The organism is Taibaiella koreensis (assembly GCF_003545715.1).
Lineage (GTDB): Bacteria > Bacteroidota > Bacteroidia > Chitinophagales > Chitinophagaceae > Taibaiella > Taibaiella koreensis.
Genome location: NZ_QVNU01000009.1, coordinates 80,252 through 99,318 on the forward strand (window position 1 = coordinate 80,252; position 19,067 = coordinate 99,318).

The window sequence follows — 19,067 nt, forward strand, 5'->3', positions numbered from 1 at the left end:
TCCCGGCGCCGGTCTTTTATTTATTAAAACGGTATAAATAGTAAGGCGGTTTGCCCGTATCGGCGGCGCCGGTAAAGGCAGGCGTGGTGTTCAGCTGGTTGGCCGATACGTATATCCAGCCGCCGGGCGCCAGGTATACATTGTCGGGCCACAGAAGCCGTTGCCGGTCTTGCAGCACGGTGCGCAGCACGCCATCGGTACCGAGTTTCGTGATCGCATGTGCCTGCAGATCGGTGAAATAATGATTGCCTTCGGCATCGGTAGCAGCGCCATCGCTGAACGGTTTCGGGCCGGCGGCCGTTATCGCGGCGGCAATGACCTGGTCGTCCTGCCCTTCCCGGAACAGCTTTGCAGGTACACGATACCAGGTGGCACCGTTCATAGCGCCGAAGTATAAGGTTTCGCGATCGGCCGAAAGCGTAATGGGGTCGATGGCGACACGGGCCGGCTTACCTCCGAAATGGATCACTTTGTCATCGATCACCATATCCCTGTCCTCGGCCTGCAGAGAGGGATGTGCGCCGAAACGCCGGGCCTGCCCGGTTTCCAGGTTCAATGCGATAATACCCGGCTGGCTGATGTCGGCGAGGTATGCCCATCCATTTTTTTCGTCAATAGCAACATCCTGGGCAAAGGCGCCGGCAGGTGCAATGGTAGCGGGAAGCGTTATCCGGTGCAATACCTTATTGGCAGTAATGTCGAAACACCAAAGCCGGGTATATCCCAGCTCCAGTCCCATATCGGTTACCCAAAGGCGGTTGTGGTGATCGAATATAAGACCGAGCATGGCATCGAAGGTGCTGTCGGAGGCCTTGCGGCCATCCTTTTGGAAAGCGGCCGAAGGATAGGCTGCCGGTTTACCGTCAATGATCTCTACCAGCTGCATTTTTTTGCTGCCCAGCGGATGAATAGTCGCAAATACGCGCCCCTCGCGCGATACAGCCACATCGCCGGGTCTGTCGTTGAGCGCGGCCACTATCTCCAGGGAGTGAGACGATGTTGTATTTGCGGGTCTGCCTGCCTGTTGGGCAATTAAAGGTAGCTGGAATATAAGGACAGCTGCCGGTAGGCTCAATAATTGTCGATAGTTCATATTGGAGTGTTGTGTGCGTAAAAATGTTCTTTGAAAAAAAATAAAGATTATGCCATGCATGGCTGCAAAAGCGGGGGGCATCTACCTGCTACCCTTAATCCAGGTGAACAGGCTATGTAACTGATGAAGCAAAATTATACTTGTATTATTGTTATTTCCGGTATCTTTATTCTGTAAAAAGGTATATTTTTGCCTTATGGAAAAAGGTGATCTGTACTCTCCTTACAGTATTCAATTTGAGACGCTGGACGAATTTCCTCCGGTAAAGACCCGGAAGCATTTCTTTGAATTGGTCTATATACTGTCAGGTGCGGGGCAGCATTGTATCAACCAGCATTCTTTTTCGTATGGGGAAAACCATATGTTCCTTATCACACCGCAGGACTGCAGCAGATTCACAATTGAGCAAACCACACGCTTTTTCTTTCTGCGCTTCAGTAACATCTACCTGGAACAGAACGGTCTTTCATCGGAAAATATTCAACGGCTGGAATTCATACTGCAACATGCCAATCATAAGCCCGGCTGCATTCTGAAGAACCAGAGCGACAAAACGCTCGTGCGGCCTATGGTAGAGGCTTTGATCCGTGAAGCTGTGAACCGCGATCTTTACGACCGGGAGATCACGCAGCAACTGGTCAATACGATGATCGTAGTGGTAGCGCGTAACATTGCCAAGTATCTGCCGGAGAAGGTTGATAGCGCCTCGGAAGAAAAGGTCATTGAGATATTGAACTATATACAAGCGCATATTTATGAGCCGGAACTTCTGCGTGCAGCAGTAGTAGCGCGGCATTTCGGCATATCGGAGCACTACCTGGGCCGCTATTTCAAAAAACATTGCAACGAGACAATGCAGTCGTATACCAACAATTATAAGGCTACGCTTATTGAGCACCGGCTGAAGCACAGCGATAAACGGATCAATGAGATCGTGGCCGAGCTGGGCTTTACAGATGAAAGCCACCTGAACAAGTTCTTTAAAGCGCACCGGGGGCTCAGCCCCAGGCAATACCGGGCGACATTGCTATAGGCAGTGCCACCGACCTGCGGCCATGCTCAGGCAATATCTATTCGGTAGCGTAGTATAGGCTCGCCGTTGTGCCCGCTGTGCCGTCCGGGTTCCGATATCCCGCCGTTTTTCTCTATAATGCTCCGGGAGGCAATATTTCCGGTATCGCAAGTCAGCAGTAAGCTACTATTTTGTCGCCGGTCGATCTTTTGCAGCAGCAGACCCAGCATAATACTGCCATAGCCTTTGTTCCTGTGGCGTGGCGCCACATCGAAGCCGATATGTCCGCCGGCGCGGCTCAGGTATTCGTTCAGCACCGGCCGGTATCTTATGGTTCCGTAAACCGTTCCGCTTTCATCGGTTAGCCAATAAGTTGTTGCAGGAACATAGTCTTTGGGAAGGCTGATACCGGAAGCCTCATCCCGTTTTGTCGCGACATAGCGGGTAAAGCCGGTGAGCGCGGGTTTAAAGGCCTCTTATTTTTCATATTCGGCATGCAGCCTGAAATCTTCGGCCATAGCCACAAACGCCTCACGGTAATTTTCATCAGGTTCGATCAATAGGAGCGGCATACACCAGCATTTTTTAAGTGACTATCTCTATAATTAGGAAGCAAAACAATCTCCGGTCCCTGAGCCTGTCGAACTTTTCTCACCGGAGGTAAAGGACAGCTATAAATGGTGCTTCGACGGGCTCAGCAACCGCTATCAAGACGAATTTGGCTAATGTTTCTTATATCGGGATCGTCAGTTTTTTATTTAAACCTTGCCAGGAAAGCTTCTTTCCTTCTTACCGATACCTCTATGGCCACCCCGTTCTCCATTTCGATATAGCCGCCTCTTCCCCTATGGTACATTTTAATGAATTGCAGGTTGACCAGGTGGGCATGGTGTACCCGGGAGAACATTGATACAGGAAGCAATTGTTCATATTCCTTGATGTTTCGCGATACCAGGTAGGATTTTCCATTGACTATAAAGACTTCCGTATACGCGCCTTTCGCTTCCAGGCGTATAATGTCGGCTACGGAGATAAATACATAGCCTTCGTTGCTGGGAATGGCGATCTTCTGTGCCTGCGCCGGCTGTTGTATGTTGGACAGGAGCAGCTCCAGCTGCCGTGTTACGGATTTGCTTGCCAGCCGTTCCTCTGCCCGCTGTACAGCTGCTACCAGCTCCGGCACCGATACCGGCTTCAGGATATAGTCCAGCGCGCTGTACCGGATCGCCTGGAGCAGAAAGTTGTCATACGCCGAAACGAAAATGACTTCTATATGCTTGTTCCGCATCTTGTCCAGCAGGTCGAAGCCGCTTCCGTTAGGCATTTGTATGTCCAGGAAAATCAGCTGTGGTTCCAGTTCCTTTATCAGCCGCGCTGCGTCGGTAATATCGAGGCAGCTGCCGGCAACAGCAACCGAAGGACAGTATTGTTCTAATATGCGGGCTAACACCTCCGAATTGCTAGGTTCGTCATCTACCAGGATTGTTTTGATCATATCGGTTGGTTTAAAGGAAAGTAAAATAAGACGAGGGTGCCGGTTGCCGTCCCGGTTTCGTACTGATCAATGATCTCAAAGCGGATGTTCGACCGGTGCGACCTGTTGTAAAGCGCAATGCGTTCCTCCGTGAGCGCAATACCTTTTGAATTGTGGATCGTAATGGTGCGTTGCTTCAGCGCTTCGGTGTATCGCCGGCCCACGCCGTTGTCAGCTATGGCTACTACAAGGCAGTCGCCGGCAATGTTGACAGCCAGATCTATGTGTCCGGCTTTATCCCTCCGGTTCTGGATACCATGCCTGATGCTGTTCTCAATAAAGGGTTGGATCACAAAGGAAGGGATCACGATCTCTTCGGTAAGCAGGTCGGGCTGTACCTGCAGGCTGTAGGAAAAGGCTTCTGAGTGTTTGGTACGTTCCAGTTCCAGGTACGTGGTAAGGAAGTCCAGTTCTTTATCCAGGCTGATAGCCGGGAGCGCCGAGGTTTCAAACAGGAGCCGCAGGAGCCGGGAGAAATCCTGGATGAATTTACTGGCGCCGGCGAGGTCCTTATCGATCACATACTGGTAAAAGGAATTGAGGCTGTTAAAGATGAAGTGCGGGTTCATTTGTGCGCGAAGGGCCATTTGTTCCAGCTCGATGATCCTGGACTTCAGTTCTACCTTCTCCCGCCGGCGCTTTTGTACGCGCTGTGTGCGCCACCAGAACACGGAAAAGAAAAGCCCCAGTACCAACAGCAGGAAGGCAAACTGAACCCAACCATAATGCCACCATTTCTTCTGGACCGTAAAAGCAAAGCGGATCGTATTGCTGCGGCCGTCGAAGCGGTCGGTTGCGTACAGCTCCAAAATATAGGCGCCGGGCGGCAGCGAAGGATAGTGCAGGGATTGCTCGCGTGTTTGTTGCCAGATGCTGCTGAGCCCGTTTAGCCGGTAACTATAGCGAACATCGCCCAGTGAAGGCAAGGATATGCCTGCAAAGGAAAAGCGGATATTGTTGTCGCCGGGCGCCAGGTTGATATCGCCGGTATCAGAAGGTAAGCCTTGTCCCGATACGGTTATATTGGTAAGCACGAGGTTAAAGAAGGGCTTTCGTCTTACCCGGCTGATATCGAGCAGCGCCAGGCCTTCGCTGGTGCCCACCCACACTTGCTTCCCTTCGGCATAGATACAATTAATATTGTTGGAGGGCAGACCGTCCGGTACTTTATACCAGTCGATGCGGAAGGCCTGTTCCGGGTCAATAACATTGAGACCGTCGATGGTGCCCACATAGGCTTTTGTGCCATCGGTGAAGAGACATTTGCATATAGGACTGGTAAGGCCATTGGTTTCGTCGAACCGGCGCACTACTTCATCGTCCCTGATGTAGTAGACGCCGTTATCTGAGGTTGTAACCCATAGGAGATCGTTCTTATAGCTGTAAGCAATGGCGTTAATGCTTCCCTTTACCAGCGGTGTCCGCCCTTTTACCGGATAAGATGACTGTCCGGGAGGTATCATGAAGAGGCCATCCAGCGTACCCGCATAATAGACGCCATTTCTATAATAACCACAGGTAAGCCGTTGGCCGACATTGACAGAATCCAGCAGCAGGTTGGGGGGGCGCAGCTTATATAAAGCGCCCGCCCCCGTGGCCATGACAAAGGTGTCTTTGATATTCATCAGCGATTTGTGACCCATGAAATTTTTGAAAATGCCCTTTTCGCGCAATAGCTTCACCAGGCCATAATAGGGAAGCCGGCGCATATTACCTTCAGGCGAAGAAAGCAGAACCGGGTCGACTTCCTTTGGGGTCATTTTGCGTTCAATCGCTGTATGGTCCTTGTTTAGCTTCCAGAATTGCCAGTTGTTGGAACCGATCCATAGTTCGTCGTTACGCCGGTAAAAATCGTAGACCTGGAGTCCTTTGTCGCTGATGAGCCGGCCGGCCGATAAGGGGAAATAATAGACGCCGGCGCCGCTGGTACCCAGCCAAATGCCTGAATCGGCGTCGACAATACAACAATTCACCACTATACCGGAGAGCAGGGTGTCCTTCGTTCTGTCGGCGTCGAGGTCGTAAATATAGCCGCCGGCAGCAGAAGTCAGCAGCACATTGGGACGCTGCAACGGCAATACAGAGATCACATTATCCGACACTTTGATCTGCCTGGGAGGCATGCCCTCCCTGAAGATGATAAAGCTTCTGTCGCTCCAGTCGACCACCCAGCCAAGCACCGTTCCGGGGCCCCAGGGATGAATGGGGGGGCACCAGTCAAGGTTAAACGCATGCACTTTATATTTCCTCAGGTATGGTTTTACAATACTCAGAGGTAAAGTTGTAGCAGTAGGCCTGAGAATGGGTTCAAAAAATCCAGGGCCGGAATAAGGATTGGGATAGCGTATACCCCGGTTGTGGATGTCGATATAGATGACTTCTGTAGGCGTGTTGATCAGTATATTGCCAAGGGCGTCTTCTGAAAATCCTTTGTTTTCCGATAACGCGGGCAAGCTTCTGAGCAAAGAATCATTCTCGCTGCTGTGGATCTTGCCCCTGTAGTAATAACAAAACCCTTTTTGGAAAGGAGACATCCATATGCGGCCTTTCTGGTCGGGATACAGGGAGTTAACATCATTACTGGGCAGGCCATCTTTCACCGTGAAATTTTTAAAAGTGGTACCGTCAAACCGGCTGACACCGGTTTCTGTTGCCACCCACATAAATCCGTCATTGTCCTGCACTATGGAATATATGTTGTCGCCGGCGAGTCCTTCTCTTACCGTAAACCGGTAGTAGCTGTGCTTCCCGGCCTGTACCCGCAGGGCACAGCAGCACAGGATCATCAAAAGAAAATATTGCCAACAATCTCGGATACGCATGGTGCTATTGGTCTGGGCTACATTCTTTCAGCCGGTTCTGATCTTTCAGGTATCCCCCTTACGTAATGAAGGGCAGCACCTTGAGCACAAATGTAATTAAAATGCGTTGCTGTTGCTAGGGGAATAGAAATGTAGCCACCGGCGCCGGGGGAATAAGTAGCGCAGGAAGCCGCCCGCGGTCGGGCGGCACCGGTTTCAGCAGCTACAGATGGATTGTTTTTATAGAAAAAACATATCAGGTTCCCTTTCGACGAGGAACCCGATGCCATTACCAAAGCCTGCAGCGTGGTATCGCATCCAGTAGTATGGACCTGCAAGATATAAAACCCGGGCAACAGAAATGCGGGAAAAGCCGTTTACAGATCACATTGCGGGAAAAGGAAGTGCCGGGGCTTGTCCATAAGGAATACAACAGCCGGAACTCAATTATTGACGCGCTCTTGTACGTACGAATTATTCATTGTGTAGTATGAGTGATACGACGATGCCGTTATCTGCTTTTATGGTAAGTATGCCGCCTATTCTTTCTGCACGCATCATCATATTACTGATGCCCATCCCCGAAGCGGAAGCAGGCATCGGGTTAGTACCATTGTCCCGGATACTAAGATGGAACTGGTCGCCCAGCTGCTCCATAACGATATATACGAAGCGGGCATTGGAATGTTTGAGGATATTGGTGATCGCTTCTTTGAAAATGAGGTAGATATTCTGGCGTTTTTCGGGATCGATGAATTTTCGCTGCTGTATATCCCTGATCACAAATTCGTGCTCTATGTTACGGATACCGAGGCTTTTTTCGGCGAAAGCCCGCATGCGGTCTACCAGGTTCTCATAATGGTCTTTGCGGCTGTCCATGGCCCATACGATATCCCGCATGCTTTCCATCACATCGCGGCTCATATTGCTGATCTCGATAAGGGGTTCTTTCTGCTCTTCTTTGGCAGAGTAAGTAAGCATTTCGCTCTGCATGGCCAGACCCGACAATACGCTGCCGATATCGTCGTGCAGGTCGGTGCTGATACGGGTACGCAGGTCGCTCAGCCCTTTCTGCCGCTGGTATTTCAGGTTGTAGCGGTATCGTATGGTCAGCAAGACAAGCACGCAAAACGCTGCGCATAAAAGAATGATATTCCATGCCTTTTTATACCATACCTGGTCTACAAGAAAGATAAGCCGGTAATAGCTGGCGTGATTATCTTTGAGATCGGTTGAGGCTTTGATTTCCAAGGTATGTTTACCGCCCGGTAGGTAGGAAAGGAAGATTTGGTTGTCTGGGCGGTATGTGGTCCATTTGCTGTCTGGCTCCGACAAGCGGTAAGCGTAATATACTTCCTCGTCATACTCCGGCAGGGACAAATGAACATCGATACTGTTATCGTTCGATTCGAGATGTACGCAGCTATCTACATTGGCCCCCAGGTAGCGGTAGGTTCTTGAGGCCGAGTTAAACACAGAAATATTGTCAATTTTGATGGGTCTGACAGAGCCTGACAGCCTATTGAAATTGAGCTCTCCGGGGAGAAAAGAATAAAGGCCGTTGGTCGTGCCGAAATAAAATCTGTTATCGGAAGAACGGAAGGCCGAGTTGCGATTGCATTCGATCTTTTCCATGGGGTGCCCGGTGGGCAGCGTATAAAATGTCTTCTTCCTGGTATCGAAATAGACCAGACCGCTGCTGCTGCCCAGGTAAAGATTGCCTATTGTGTCGGGTGCTATGGAAAAGATCGCCCGGTCCAGAGCTGCTGCATTTTTGATCCTGGGAATATAATAAAGCTCCGCTTTGCCTGTTTGTGCATGCAGCAATCCCAGGCCCTTACTGCAGCCAAACCATAAGCCCTCCGGCCCGGGCTGAAGCGCATTGACAGACAGTTCATATTCCTCTCCCAGGCCCAGGTCTTTGGTAGTATAGTGGCGCTGTAACTTACCTTCTTTGCTTACCAGCGCAATGCCGTAACCCTTTATACCCATCCATAGGTTAAGGCCGGTAGCATCGCCTGTAATCGCGTTGACTTCAGGGATCACTTCGTGGGCACGATCCAGGATCACATTGAGGTGGTAGTACGTTGGTCGCAGGTTCGAAAGATCTGTACGGACTAAGTAATTGCTCCACCAGTTATAGTGCCATAAGGTATCATGGTCCAGGTACTGCGCGGTATGGGCGCCGTAGTACTGATGCCCAAGCAGGCGTGAATAACGGGTGGTCCGATCGATCATGATGTTATTGTATAGCAGATGTCCTTTCCAGTAATTGAGGCTGTAAGCTGACATGCTTTTGCGGATGGGGGAACCGGGTACGAGAAAAGGTATAAAATCGGACTGACCTCTTTTTTTAATAGCAATACCTGCATAATAGCTGGCGTAGATGTTGTGCTGCTCATCCTCGGCCAGTTGTCGGAAGCTTAATGGCGGATGTCTGGGGTCGTCACCCCGTACCCTTTGCAGGAGCTGGTCAGTTGGCGGGACTCCTGTCTTGAGTCGCATTATGGATTGTGACGACAGATAAAAAACACCATTATCCCTGGTGGGCAATATCTTACAGAGGTCAGTACCCAGTGTAGCCCCATTTTCCTCTCTGCGCAGCTGCAACAAGGAGGGTGAAAGATCCTGTATGGTTTGCTCTTCCCTGTTGATCAGGTAAAATTCATTAAAGCTGCCGAGGTACACAAATTTTCGATCCATGGCATGAACGAGCGATCGGCCATGCATTTGAGGGGGCAGGTTCATATAAACGACAATGCTGTCCTTTACCGAATCCCAGGTGTAAATATGCTTGGTCTGAGAATCAAGCAGGTAAAGGCGGCCGGATTCCGTTACAGCATGGTGCACATTGGCATTTGGAAGGGGCAAGTGGTATTCTTTTATACTATAAGTCGTTTCGGAGATACGGATAATATGACCACCGCTGATCAGCCAATGATAGCCCGGGGTATAAAGGAAGCAGGTCCAGTTCATCGGTTGAAGCGCTCCCTGCCATATAGGGGCGTCGCCGTGATGCTGCCAGCCTTTATAGATGGCACACTGGTCCCATTGAGCATTGCGATAGAGACTTACAAAATCTCCTGATGGCGCGATGCTGATAAGGTGCAGCATCCCCTCAAGCCCCAACCAGGATCGCTGCCCGAAAACCACGGTCCGTTTACGGGGATCGAAGCATATGATTCCGTGGGATGCGTATTCCTGCAACCATAAAAGACCAGCACGGCCCTGGACGAAAGTACCGTAATTTTCAGTCTCATTGCCCGGCCTGAGCGGATACTCCGGATCTCCGTTGGTATAAGAGATCAGACTTTCGCCGTCAAATACATGGAGTCCCTTGGTGCCGCTAAGCCATAGAAAGCCATCGTTGTCTTCGATGGCATCGGAAAAAATGCCATAATCTGTTGGCGTGTTTACTGGGAGATATTCAAACGTGTACTGTGGCGCAATAAAACGCCGGGGCGACAATTGCGCGTTCAGTTTACAGCACCATCCGGCAAGAAAGATCGACAGTAGAATAAAGCGCAAAGCAAAAGCGAAGTTGTTCTTTACAAAGATATTAAGCTTTTTCTTATTTTTTTGTTTACCGGATATGCCCCCGCATGTACTGTGCGATCGCTTCGGCTTTGTTGTTGACCTGTAGTGTCTTGTACATCTTTTTGATGTGCGAGCGTATGGTCTCAACGGAAAGGAACAGCTCATTGGCAATGGCCAGATAGCTTTTCCCGTCTACCAGCTTTTGGAGAATCTCCTTCTGGCGGTCGCTCAATATAGTCGCTTTGCTGATGCGGCCCCCCATAAGGTGGTTCACAATCTCACGGGCAATAGACGGCGACATGTAGGAGCCCCCCTGGGCGACCACGCGTATTGCCGTGACGATCTCTTCCAGGCTGGCTTTTTTGGATAGGTAAGAGCAAGCGCCCGCACACAGTGCCTTCAGGATCACATCTTCTTCCTCATATACCGTCAGGATTACGATATTCATCTGCGGCATCTTTTGCAGGATAAGCGGAATGGCATCAAGCCCCGAAAGGTGAGGTAATCCTATATCCAGGAGCAGTACCTGTACCTGCTCCGCGGGGGTATTGAATTGCGGTTGATTCAAAAGGGAGACGGCGGAATCGAATACATCATCCAGCTTCATATCCGGCTGGAGGCTGATGAATTTGGCGATGTTATCCCTGATGACTTTGGTGTCCTCAACGATACTCACTCTTATTGCTGGTATTGGTTGCACTTTGTTTTTTTATAAAAGTAGTAGGTTTTCTTTAAATAGGTTGTTGGTACATAGGATTTCACCCTTTAGGGTTAGTGCTGTAGGCGCTCCAGGCTTCATTAGCCCGGGCTTCGTGCAACGCTTTTTTTCAGTCAGCCCAATTTCACCCTTGGGGGTTATAGGACCGCATGCCTACTTGTTTCAATTTCGCGTTTTTGCCAATTTCGCTATCAAAACAGTTTGCCCTGGGCAAGGGGTGCTTTAATCCCGGATCTTGGTGTAGAGCAGAAAGTTGCCGGTAATGGTTCATATGTTATCGCGGGCGGCAATAAGTGCGGCTGATATAATTACCCGCAACTTAATACGGCATAGAGTGCCGTCCGTAATTTCACCCTTTGGGGTTATAGGCGGATAATCAAACTTGCCGGAAATTTGCCTTATTGACAACAATATTGTTGTTACACCGATACAGCCTCATCGCTTTCGCAGAAGAAAAAGCGCGCTTCCGGGCGATCACCACAACAAACTTACCGCTTGCGGTAATAAGCCTCTGGAGGGAATGCCGGATCAGAGGAGCGCATCAAAGTATTTTATTTTTTGTCCCGTATTGCGTTCATGTCAGAAATAGTAATTTTTCCGGAGCAGGAACACCCGGAGGTGTTGATCGCCGATCATAGCCCTATCGTTCGCTATGGCGTCCGGTGTTTGCTGCATCACCATTTTCCCGGTATAAAGATAAGGGAAGCCGAAAACGGGAGGCAGGTGCTCCGGCATTATCCGAATGCCGCCCCAGGCATTTTGATCATAGATACCAATCTGTCCGATACCGATCCGCAAACGTTGATACACACATTGCTGACGCGCTGTCCTGATCTGATGATCCTGGTGCTGAGCATGAGCAAGGAGGAGTTGTTTGGTCCCTTGTACCTGAAGATGGGCGCCAAAGGGTTTCTCAACAAACGTTGTTCCGAAGAAGAGATCGTAAAAGCCATCAGGGTATTGGTTACCGGCAAACGGTATATTAAGACAGAAATGCAGGAATTGTATACGGCGTATAGCCGGTGGGCAGATCCCTATGAGCGACTTACCCCCCGCGAACGGGAGGTATTGAAATACCTAGTACAAGGAGAAACGGTAACGAGCATCAGCCGGCGCACACACAAATCGGCGAATACCGTATCTACCCATAAGTCCAATATTTTCAGAAAGCTGCACCTCAACAACCTGATCGAGCTCAAGTCGTTGGTCGACAATCACCCCATCGAATGTTGACCGCTGTATTATCACAAATTAATTTATTATTCAACTAAAAGTTATCAGTACGTTTTTATGGAACAATCCAATCACAAATACTATGACGCGGTACGGGCATTGGCAGTAAAAGCAGCCGCAAAGCAATTCCAGGTGACCGAAAGCTATGTACGCATTTGCCTGAAAGGTATTCCCCGCTCCGAAAGAAGCATGAGCATCCGTGAATATTGCGAAGAAAAGTATAGCGAGCTGCAAAAGGTCCTGGCGGAATAATGCCGGGACATTATCTTCCACATATTGTCTTCGCCTGATCTCAGCTGCGCCTTCGGTGCTACAGCGACGTATTCCAAGGCATGCAAAAGTCTTGCACCCGAACGCAGGCACGAGTAATATTGGGGCGCAGGAAAAATACCGTTTGCTTTCCTGGCCTAGAAGCATTGGCTCTTTGCCTGATCCATATGTAGCGCTACGTTCCGCGAAACCCGATGCACCGGAAAAAAATGCGCGGCCCATCTCCGGGCCTTCATGGAATAGAAATGACCATTTTGGGACAGCCGGGATATTTCCGGGATCTGCCATGACGTATTGCAATTGCTTGTCATGTTTCCCGATGCCATGTCCCGAAAGTATCCGGGAGGACTTTTGTGCGTGCCGGGCAAAGGGGTGGAAGGCCGGTAGCGGTGAGGAATCAGTGTGCATCCTTTTGGGAAAAGGAACGAAACCGTCCGGGTTTTATACCGCTTTCGTATCCTGCCGGCTGGATTTCGCCAGGCGTTCCTGGCGCCGGCTGACAGATACCCGTCTATTGAAAAACGGATGGATCCGTTTTTGTCCTCACGCTCCTCTTTTTGTCTTCGCGCCGGGCTTTTCCGGTGCGCCGGGTATTTGTTTTCCCACGGCATTGCCGTTTTTCCTATCTGCTTTTCCTGGCATCGCAAACCGATGTCCTTATTTTCAGGTAGCTTTTACACACCTGTAAATCAGTAGCGTATCCTTAAATCAGTGTTTTGGTATGGGGTAAAAAAATATGTGCCCCTGCTCCCGGTATTTTTTCTGTTGTGACCTGTCTTGTAGTTTGCAAAAACCAGACCCTATCTGCCGGCAATCATCCGGCTGTAAAAGCGTTGTGCTTTTAGATTGGCAATTTATTATTCAAGACAGGAAACAACTATTTAAAAAACCATGAAAACAACGCTTACCCGATGGTTGCTGCCAGGATGGCGGCAAAAGACGCGTGTGCTGGCCGCATTACTATTAACCCTTGCAGCCGGCACGACAGTGCATGCACAGGCTCCCGCTAATGATAACTGCCCCGGGGCTATAGCCCTTACCGCGCCCGGAACCACCTGTACCAATACGGCAGGCACTACGGTAGGAGCAACCCTATCGATGGCGGCAGCGCCCTGCTCCGGCACCCCGGATGATGATGTATGGTTTTCGTTTGTTGCCACAGCTACAGATGTTAAAATCGATATTTCGGGTGTAACAGCTGTCTCCGGCGGCAGCACCGATATGTATTTCCAGGTGCTGTCCGGCGCCTGTGGTACCAGCCAGACCAGCCTGCTGTGCAGCGATCCTAATAGTGGCATTGTCGGCGGGCTTACCATTGGTCAGACCTATTATATAAGAGCTTATACTTACCTGGCCGGGGTAACGGCAACTTTTGATATTTGTGTCACGAATCTTGCGGCGGCGCCGGCAAGCTGCGGCACACTCGCATTGCCCGCAAACAATACCCAAACTTCAATATGGCCCACCCTGAGCTGGAATAGCGTTACGAATGCTTCGGCCTACGACGTGTACCTGGGCACCACCAATCCGCCTACCACCATCGCGGCGACAGTAAATACGGCAACTTCCTATACTGTATCGACACCATTAGTTGCCGGGACAGACTATTACTGGTATGTAGTAGCCAAAAACAGCGCTGGCACAGCTACCGGCTGTGGCACAAGCCCACGGAAGCTGACTACTGTAGCGCCGCCCGCCAATAATGAATGTGCCACCGCGACTGTTTTGACACAAGGCGCCACTTGTGTAACCACGGCAGGTACTACAGCGGGCGCCAGCCAGTCGCTGGCCGCAGCGCCTTGCAGCGGCAATCCCGACGATGATGTGTGGTTTTCTTTTGTCGCTACTGCTACCGACGCCAAAATCGAACTGAAAAACATAACGGCAGTCACCGGGACCAGCATCGATATGTATTTCCAGGTATTGAGCGGCGCTTGCGGCAGCACCCAGACCAGTCTGCTGTGCAGCGATCCCGAAACGGGCATCGTAGGCGGACTCACGGTAGGGCAGACCTATTATATCAGGGTATATACATTCCAATTGGGCAACAGTGCGTCCTTCGATATCTGCGTATCGGGCCTCACCGCAGCCCCTGCGGCTTGCGGTACCTTGTCGGGACCGGCCAACAACAGCCTGACCCTATTGACGCCCACGCTGAGCTGGAGCAGCGCTGCCAATGCATCGGCCTATGATGTTTACTTCGGTACCGTCAATCCGCCCACAACGGTAGTGGCCACCGTTATCAACGGAACCAGCTATACATTGCCATCGCCCCTGACCGCCGGTACGGATTATTACTGGTATGTGGCGGCTAAAAACAGCGTTGGCGCCGCTACCGGCTGTAGTGCCAACACGCGTAAGTTTACACCAATAGGCCCGGCGACCAATAATGAATGCGCCAATGCGATTACCTTGGTACAGAGCACGACCTGCACGCCTACTGCAGGCAGTACGGTCGGCGCTACACAATCGATGGCCGCAGCGCCTTGTTCCGGCAATCCCGACGACGATGTATGGTTCTCATTTGTGGCCACTGCTACCGATGCCAAGATCGATCTGTCTGATGTTGTTTCCGTTACCGGTAGCAGTGTCGATATGTTCTTCCAGGTGCTGAGCGGCGCCTGTGGCACGCCCCAGACCAGCCTGCTGTGCAGCGATCCCAATAGTGCCATCGTGGGTGGGCTTACGGTGGGCCAAATCTATTACATACGGGTGTATACCTATGGCGCCGGAAATGAAGACGTCTTTAATATCTGTGTTTCCAATCTTACCGCAGCGCCCACGGCCTGCGCCACCTTATCCAGCCCCGCAAACAATAGTCAGACAGGCGCTACGCCTACGCTGAGCTGGAGCAGTGTGACCAACGCCACAGCGTACGACGTCTACCTGGGTACGGCCAATCCGCCTACAACATTGATCGCAACGGTTTCGGGTAACGGTACGACCGCTTATACCGCAACCACACCATTGGCTCCCGGGGATTACTATTGGTATATCGTTCCCAAAAACAGTGCCGGAGCGCCCACGACCTGTGCTACCAATACCCGTAAGCTGACAGTAGTGCTTCCGCCGGCCAATGATAACTGCGGCGGTGCGGTGACACTGACCGTGAATCCCAATTATGCTTGCGGCGTCACCACAAACGGAACGACGATTGCCGCTACGCCTTCATCCGAAACGGCGCCTACGGTTAACCCGGCTGGTACCGACGATGATGTGTGGTATACCTTTACGGCAACCAACAGCAACCACAGGGTCACGCTGAGCAACGTTACCGGTATCTCTACCGACATGGCCATGGCCATTTATAGCGGTAGCTGTGGCGCCCTGGCACACATCCAGTCGAGCGATCCCAATACGATGGACGTATCCGGGCTCACGCCGGGTCAGAGCTATAAAGTACGGGTGTACACTTATTCTGCTACAGCCGGTACTACTGCATCCTTCACCATTTGTGTAGGCACGCCGCCACCGCCGCCGCCCAACGACAATTGCAGCGGTGCGATCACGCTTACGGTCAATCCCGATTATAATTGTGCTACAAGTACGGCAGGCACTACCGTAGGCGCTACCGCCTCGACCGAAACGGCGCCCACCGTAGGTGCTTCCGGTACCGATGATGATGTGTGGTACACCTTTACTGCTACTGCGGGTACGCATATCATTACGCTGTCAAATGTCGCCGGAGATGTTACCGATATGGCCATGGCGATCTATAGCGGTAGCTGTGGTGCATTGGTGCACGTCCAGTCGAGCGACCCTGACGAAATGGTGGTCACCGGTCTTACACCCGGACAAAACTATAAGATAAGAGTATATACCTATACCAGCACGTTCGCCAATTGGGCTTCGTTCAATATCTGTGTTACCACAGTGCCACCACCACCGGCCAATGACGAATGCAACAATGCCGTAACCCTGACTGTAAATCCTGATTACAATTGCGGGGTAACAACAGCGGGTACTACGGCCGGTGCTACACAATCGACGGAGACGGCGCCCACTATCGGTGCGAGCGGTGTGAACGATGATGTATGGTATACCTTTACCGCGACCAATGCCAGCCATACCATTTCGCTCAGTAATGTCAATGGCAATGTAACCGATATGGCCATGGCGGTATACAGCGGCAGCTGCGGCGCCCTGGTGCACGTGCAGTCCAGCGATCCGGATCTGATGACGCTGACCGGTCTTACACCCGGCCAGAGCTACAAGGTACGTGTATACACCTATACCAGCACGGCAAACCGGTGGGCTTCCTTTAATATTTGCGTGGGCACACTACCGCCGCCACCGCCCAATGATAACTGTGGCAGCGCTATTGCACTTACCGTGAACCCGGATTATAATTGCGGCGTGAAGACCAGCGGCAGTACTGCTGCGGCCACCCAATCGACAGAAACAGCCCCAACCGTAGGTGCCTCCGGGGTAAATGACGACGTCTGGTACGCCTTTACGGCCACCAGCGCTACGCATGTGATCTCCCTAAGCGAGGTTTACGGTTCGGTTACCGATATGGCAATGGCTGTATACAGCGGCAGCTGCGGCGCACTGGTTCATGTGCAGTCGAGCGATCCCAATGAAATGACGGTAACAGGCCTTACACCCGGGCAGAACTATAAGGTAAGGGTATACACCTATACTTCCAATGCAAGCGACTGGGCATCCTTTAAGATATGCGTGGGCACCAAACCGCCGCCACCGCCTAACGATGACTGTGCCAATGCACAATCCATCGCGCAATTAACTACCTGCAACAACACGCCGGGGACCACGGCAAGCGCAACGCTCTCTATGGCTGCCGGGGCTTGCAGCGGCACCCCCGACGACGATGTCTGGTATTCTTTTATTGCAACAGGGCCCGATGCCCGTGTTACCCTTTCCGGCATCGTACCGTTGATCGGCGGTAGCAGCGACATGTATTTCCAGGTGCTCTCCGGCAGTTGCGGCACTACTTCAAGCCTCTTGTGCAGTGATCCCAACACCGGTACCGTTACGGGTCTTACCGCAGGCCAGGTCTATTATGTAAGGGTCTATACCTACGGCTCGGGTAATGCAGCCGCTTTCAATATCTGTGTTACCAATATCAGTGCGCCTACCATTTGCCCGGTACCCACAGCAATCACGGTACCTGCAGCCTCTGTTACGGCTAACGCTGCCAGCATGACCTGGACACCACCGGGACTCGGTATCCCTACAGGCTATGAATGGGAAGTAAGATCCTCCGGCGCGGCCGGAAGCGGTCCGTCGGGTCTGGGTGCGTCTGGCACGGCATCTGGTACCACTGCAGCAACCGGCACGGTCCTTGCCGGATCAACTACCTACTCGGTCTATGTGCGCACCAATTGCGGTTTGTCCAATAACAGTCCCTGGTCTGCCGCGACTACTTTCACTACGCTTTGCAGCAATCCTCCTGTAGTAATGTCGGTGAAGGATAGCAGCCTTTGCGGGGCAGGGATGGTAACACTCGAAGCGCAGGCGCCTGCAGGTGCTACGCTCCGGTGGTATACGGCTGCTGCGGGCGGTAGTCCGCTCGCTACGGGCAGTCCTTTTGCCACACCTTCGATCAGTACCAACACCACATTTTATGTGTCGGCTGCTATCGGCGCAGGCAATCTGTGCGAAGGGCCTCGTGTACCGGTTACCGCTACGATCAAAACAAGGCCGGTGGCAACCATTACGCCTGCCGGGCCGGTACAGATCTGTAATGGCAGCACGACAACGCTTACAGCAGGCGGTGGCAGCGGCTATCAATGGCGTAATGCCTTGGGCAACCTTTCGGGGGAAACGAATGCCACGCTGACTACGGGCATTGCCGGCAACTACCAGGTTGTGGCCATTGCGGCCAATAATTGTACCGATACCTCGGTAGCCGTTACGGTGAATGCCGTGGCCGCACCTGTGGTGAACCTGGGCAACGATACGGCATTTTGCGCCGGCAATATCCTGACGCTCCAGGCCGGCAACCCCGGCGCAAGCTACCTGTGGGATAACAGTAGTACCGGGTCGGCAAGACAGGTAAGTGCTACCGGCGTTTATTTCGTAGAAGCCAGGATAGGCGACTGCCTGGATAAAGATACGATCAGCATAACTGTGCATCCGCTACCGGTAGTGGCATTGGGTAACGATACCACCATTTGCAGCAATGCGCCCCTGGTGCTCGATGCCGGCAATCCTGGTGCGACCTACTTGTGGAATGGCGGCAGTACAGTACGTACGCTGAGTGTGCATACTGCCGGTAACTACAGCGTAGTGGTTACCGATGCCCATACCTGTACCGGTACCGACGCCATCCAGGTAAACGTTACCGGCACACCATCGGGTACCATTAATGCGGTGTACAGCCACAACGCGACTTATATCTTTAATGCACCAGGCGCACAGCATGTTACCGGCTATACCTGGAACTTCGGCGATGGCTCCGCACCGGCGACGGGAGCCGTGGTGGAGCACCAGTACACCCGTAATGGTATCTTTACGGTATCAGTAACGCTCGGCGGCGCCTGTGAGAACATTGTAGCGCCCTTACGCACGGTCGATGTATTCGATGCCCAGGGTACAGGTATTCCGACCGTGATCAATGATCAAGACCTCGTGCTGTATCCCAATCCGGCCAGGGATCTGGTGACCATCGAGAACAAGCATAACCTGAAAATGAAGCAGATTACGGTATGCAATACCCTGGGGCAAGTACTGTTCCACACTGCTGCAGACAGTGACAACCGGCATCAGCTGCATACTTCGGCGCTGGCATCGGGTGTGTATCTGCTGCGCATCGATACCGATAAAGGTATGGTACTGCGTAAGTTTGAAATATTAAAGTAAGCTTGTGTATCCCAAATTGAAGCCGGCCGGATCATTCCCGGCCG

At 51.7% G+C, this 19,067-nt stretch carries 10 protein-coding genes; 4 read left to right on the forward strand and 6 right to left on the reverse strand.

The features are described 5' to 3' along the window. Positions 1–16 precede the first annotated feature (16 nt). The gene (locus DZK30_RS23420) at positions 17–1,093 is read right to left on the reverse strand and encodes an L-dopachrome tautomerase-related protein (RefSeq protein WP_205529550.1); all 1,077 of its coding nucleotides are present in this window, start codon (positions 1,091–1,093) and stop codon (positions 17–19) included. A 196-nt stretch (positions 1,094–1,289) separates the two neighbouring features. Between DZK30_RS23420 and DZK30_RS23425 the strand changes: the two genes are divergently transcribed. Then, positions 1,290–2,126 (forward strand): AraC family transcriptional regulator, encoded by an 837-nt coding sequence (locus DZK30_RS23425; RefSeq protein WP_118976631.1) that lies wholly within the window; start codon positions 1,290–1,292, stop codon positions 2,124–2,126. Positions 2,127–2,152: 26 nt separating this feature from the next. Here the strand turns inward: DZK30_RS23425 and DZK30_RS23430 are convergent, their stop codons facing one another. The 5 genes from DZK30_RS23430 to DZK30_RS23450 form a co-directional block, all read right to left on the reverse strand. Continuing rightward, entirely contained in the window at positions 2,153–2,512 is a 360-nt protein-coding gene (locus tag DZK30_RS23430) for a GNAT family N-acetyltransferase (protein WP_118976632.1), read from the reverse strand. A 347-nt stretch (positions 2,513–2,859) separates the two neighbouring features. Continuing rightward, a complete protein-coding gene (locus DZK30_RS23435; RefSeq protein WP_118976633.1) occupies positions 2,860–3,600 on the reverse strand; it encodes a LytR/AlgR family response regulator transcription factor in 741 nt (246 codons plus the stop codon). Further along, complete coding sequence (locus tag DZK30_RS23440) at positions 3,597–6,425, reverse strand: sensor histidine kinase (RefSeq protein WP_162903388.1); 2,829 nt, start codon at positions 6,423–6,425, stop codon at positions 3,597–3,599. Before DZK30_RS23440 ends, DZK30_RS23435 begins: the two co-directional genes overlap by 4 nt. Positions 6,426–6,914: 489 nt before the next feature. Then, complete coding sequence (locus tag DZK30_RS23445) at positions 6,915–9,968, reverse strand: sensor histidine kinase (RefSeq protein ID WP_162903389.1); 3,054 nt, start codon at positions 9,966–9,968, stop codon at positions 6,915–6,917. A gap of 55 nt (positions 9,969–10,023) precedes the next feature. Further along, positions 10,024–10,653 carry a response regulator transcription factor gene (locus tag DZK30_RS23450; protein WP_205529551.1) on the reverse strand — a complete coding sequence of 210 codons (630 nt, stop codon included), beginning with the start codon at positions 10,651–10,653 and terminating at the stop codon, positions 10,024–10,026. 618 nt (positions 10,654–11,271) lie between these two features. On the opposite strand from DZK30_RS23450, the gene DZK30_RS23455 reads away from it, so the two are divergent. The 3 genes from DZK30_RS23455 to DZK30_RS23465 all read left to right on the forward strand — a co-directional run bounded on the left by DZK30_RS23455 (position 11,272) and on the right by DZK30_RS23465 (position 19,023). After that, a complete protein-coding gene (locus tag DZK30_RS23455; RefSeq protein ID WP_118976636.1) occupies positions 11,272–11,928 on the forward strand; it encodes a LuxR C-terminal-related transcriptional regulator in 657 nt (218 codons plus the stop codon). Positions 11,929–11,985: 57 nt separating this feature from the next. Then, complete coding sequence (locus DZK30_RS23460) at positions 11,986–12,180, forward strand: hypothetical protein (RefSeq protein WP_118976637.1); 195 nt, start codon at positions 11,986–11,988, stop codon at positions 12,178–12,180. Between the two features lie 909 nt (positions 12,181–13,089). Beyond that, the gene (locus DZK30_RS23465; protein ID WP_118976638.1) at positions 13,090–19,023 is read left to right on the forward strand and encodes an Ig-like domain-containing protein; all 5,934 of its coding nucleotides are present in this window, start codon (positions 13,090–13,092) and stop codon (positions 19,021–19,023) included. Positions 19,024–19,067: the final 44 nt, after the last annotated feature.

What these genes read in the sequence shown, in the direction of transcription:
- DZK30_RS23420 (WP_205529550.1), bottom strand. Translation starts at nt 1,093, where the DNA reads ATGAACTATCGACAATTATTGAGCCTACCGGCAGCTGTCCTTATATTC.
- DZK30_RS23425 (WP_118976631.1), top strand. Translation starts at nt 1,290, where the DNA reads ATGGAAAAAGGTGATCTGTACTCTCCTTACAGTATTCAATTTGAGACG.
- DZK30_RS23435 (WP_118976633.1), bottom strand. Translation starts at nt 3,600, where the DNA reads ATGATCAAAACAATCCTGGTAGATGACGAACCTAGCAATTCGGAGGTG.
- DZK30_RS23440 (WP_162903388.1), bottom strand. Translation starts at nt 6,425, where the DNA reads ATGATCCTGTGCTGCTGTGCCCTGCGGGTACAGGCCGGGAAGCACAGC.
- DZK30_RS23455 (WP_118976636.1), top strand. Translation starts at nt 11,272, where the DNA reads ATGTCAGAAATAGTAATTTTTCCGGAGCAGGAACACCCGGAGGTGTTG.
- DZK30_RS23460 (WP_118976637.1), top strand. Translation starts at nt 11,986, where the DNA reads ATGGAACAATCCAATCACAAATACTATGACGCGGTACGGGCATTGGCA.
- DZK30_RS23465 (WP_118976638.1), top strand. Translation starts at nt 13,090, where the DNA reads ATGAAAACAACGCTTACCCGATGGTTGCTGCCAGGATGGCGGCAAAAG.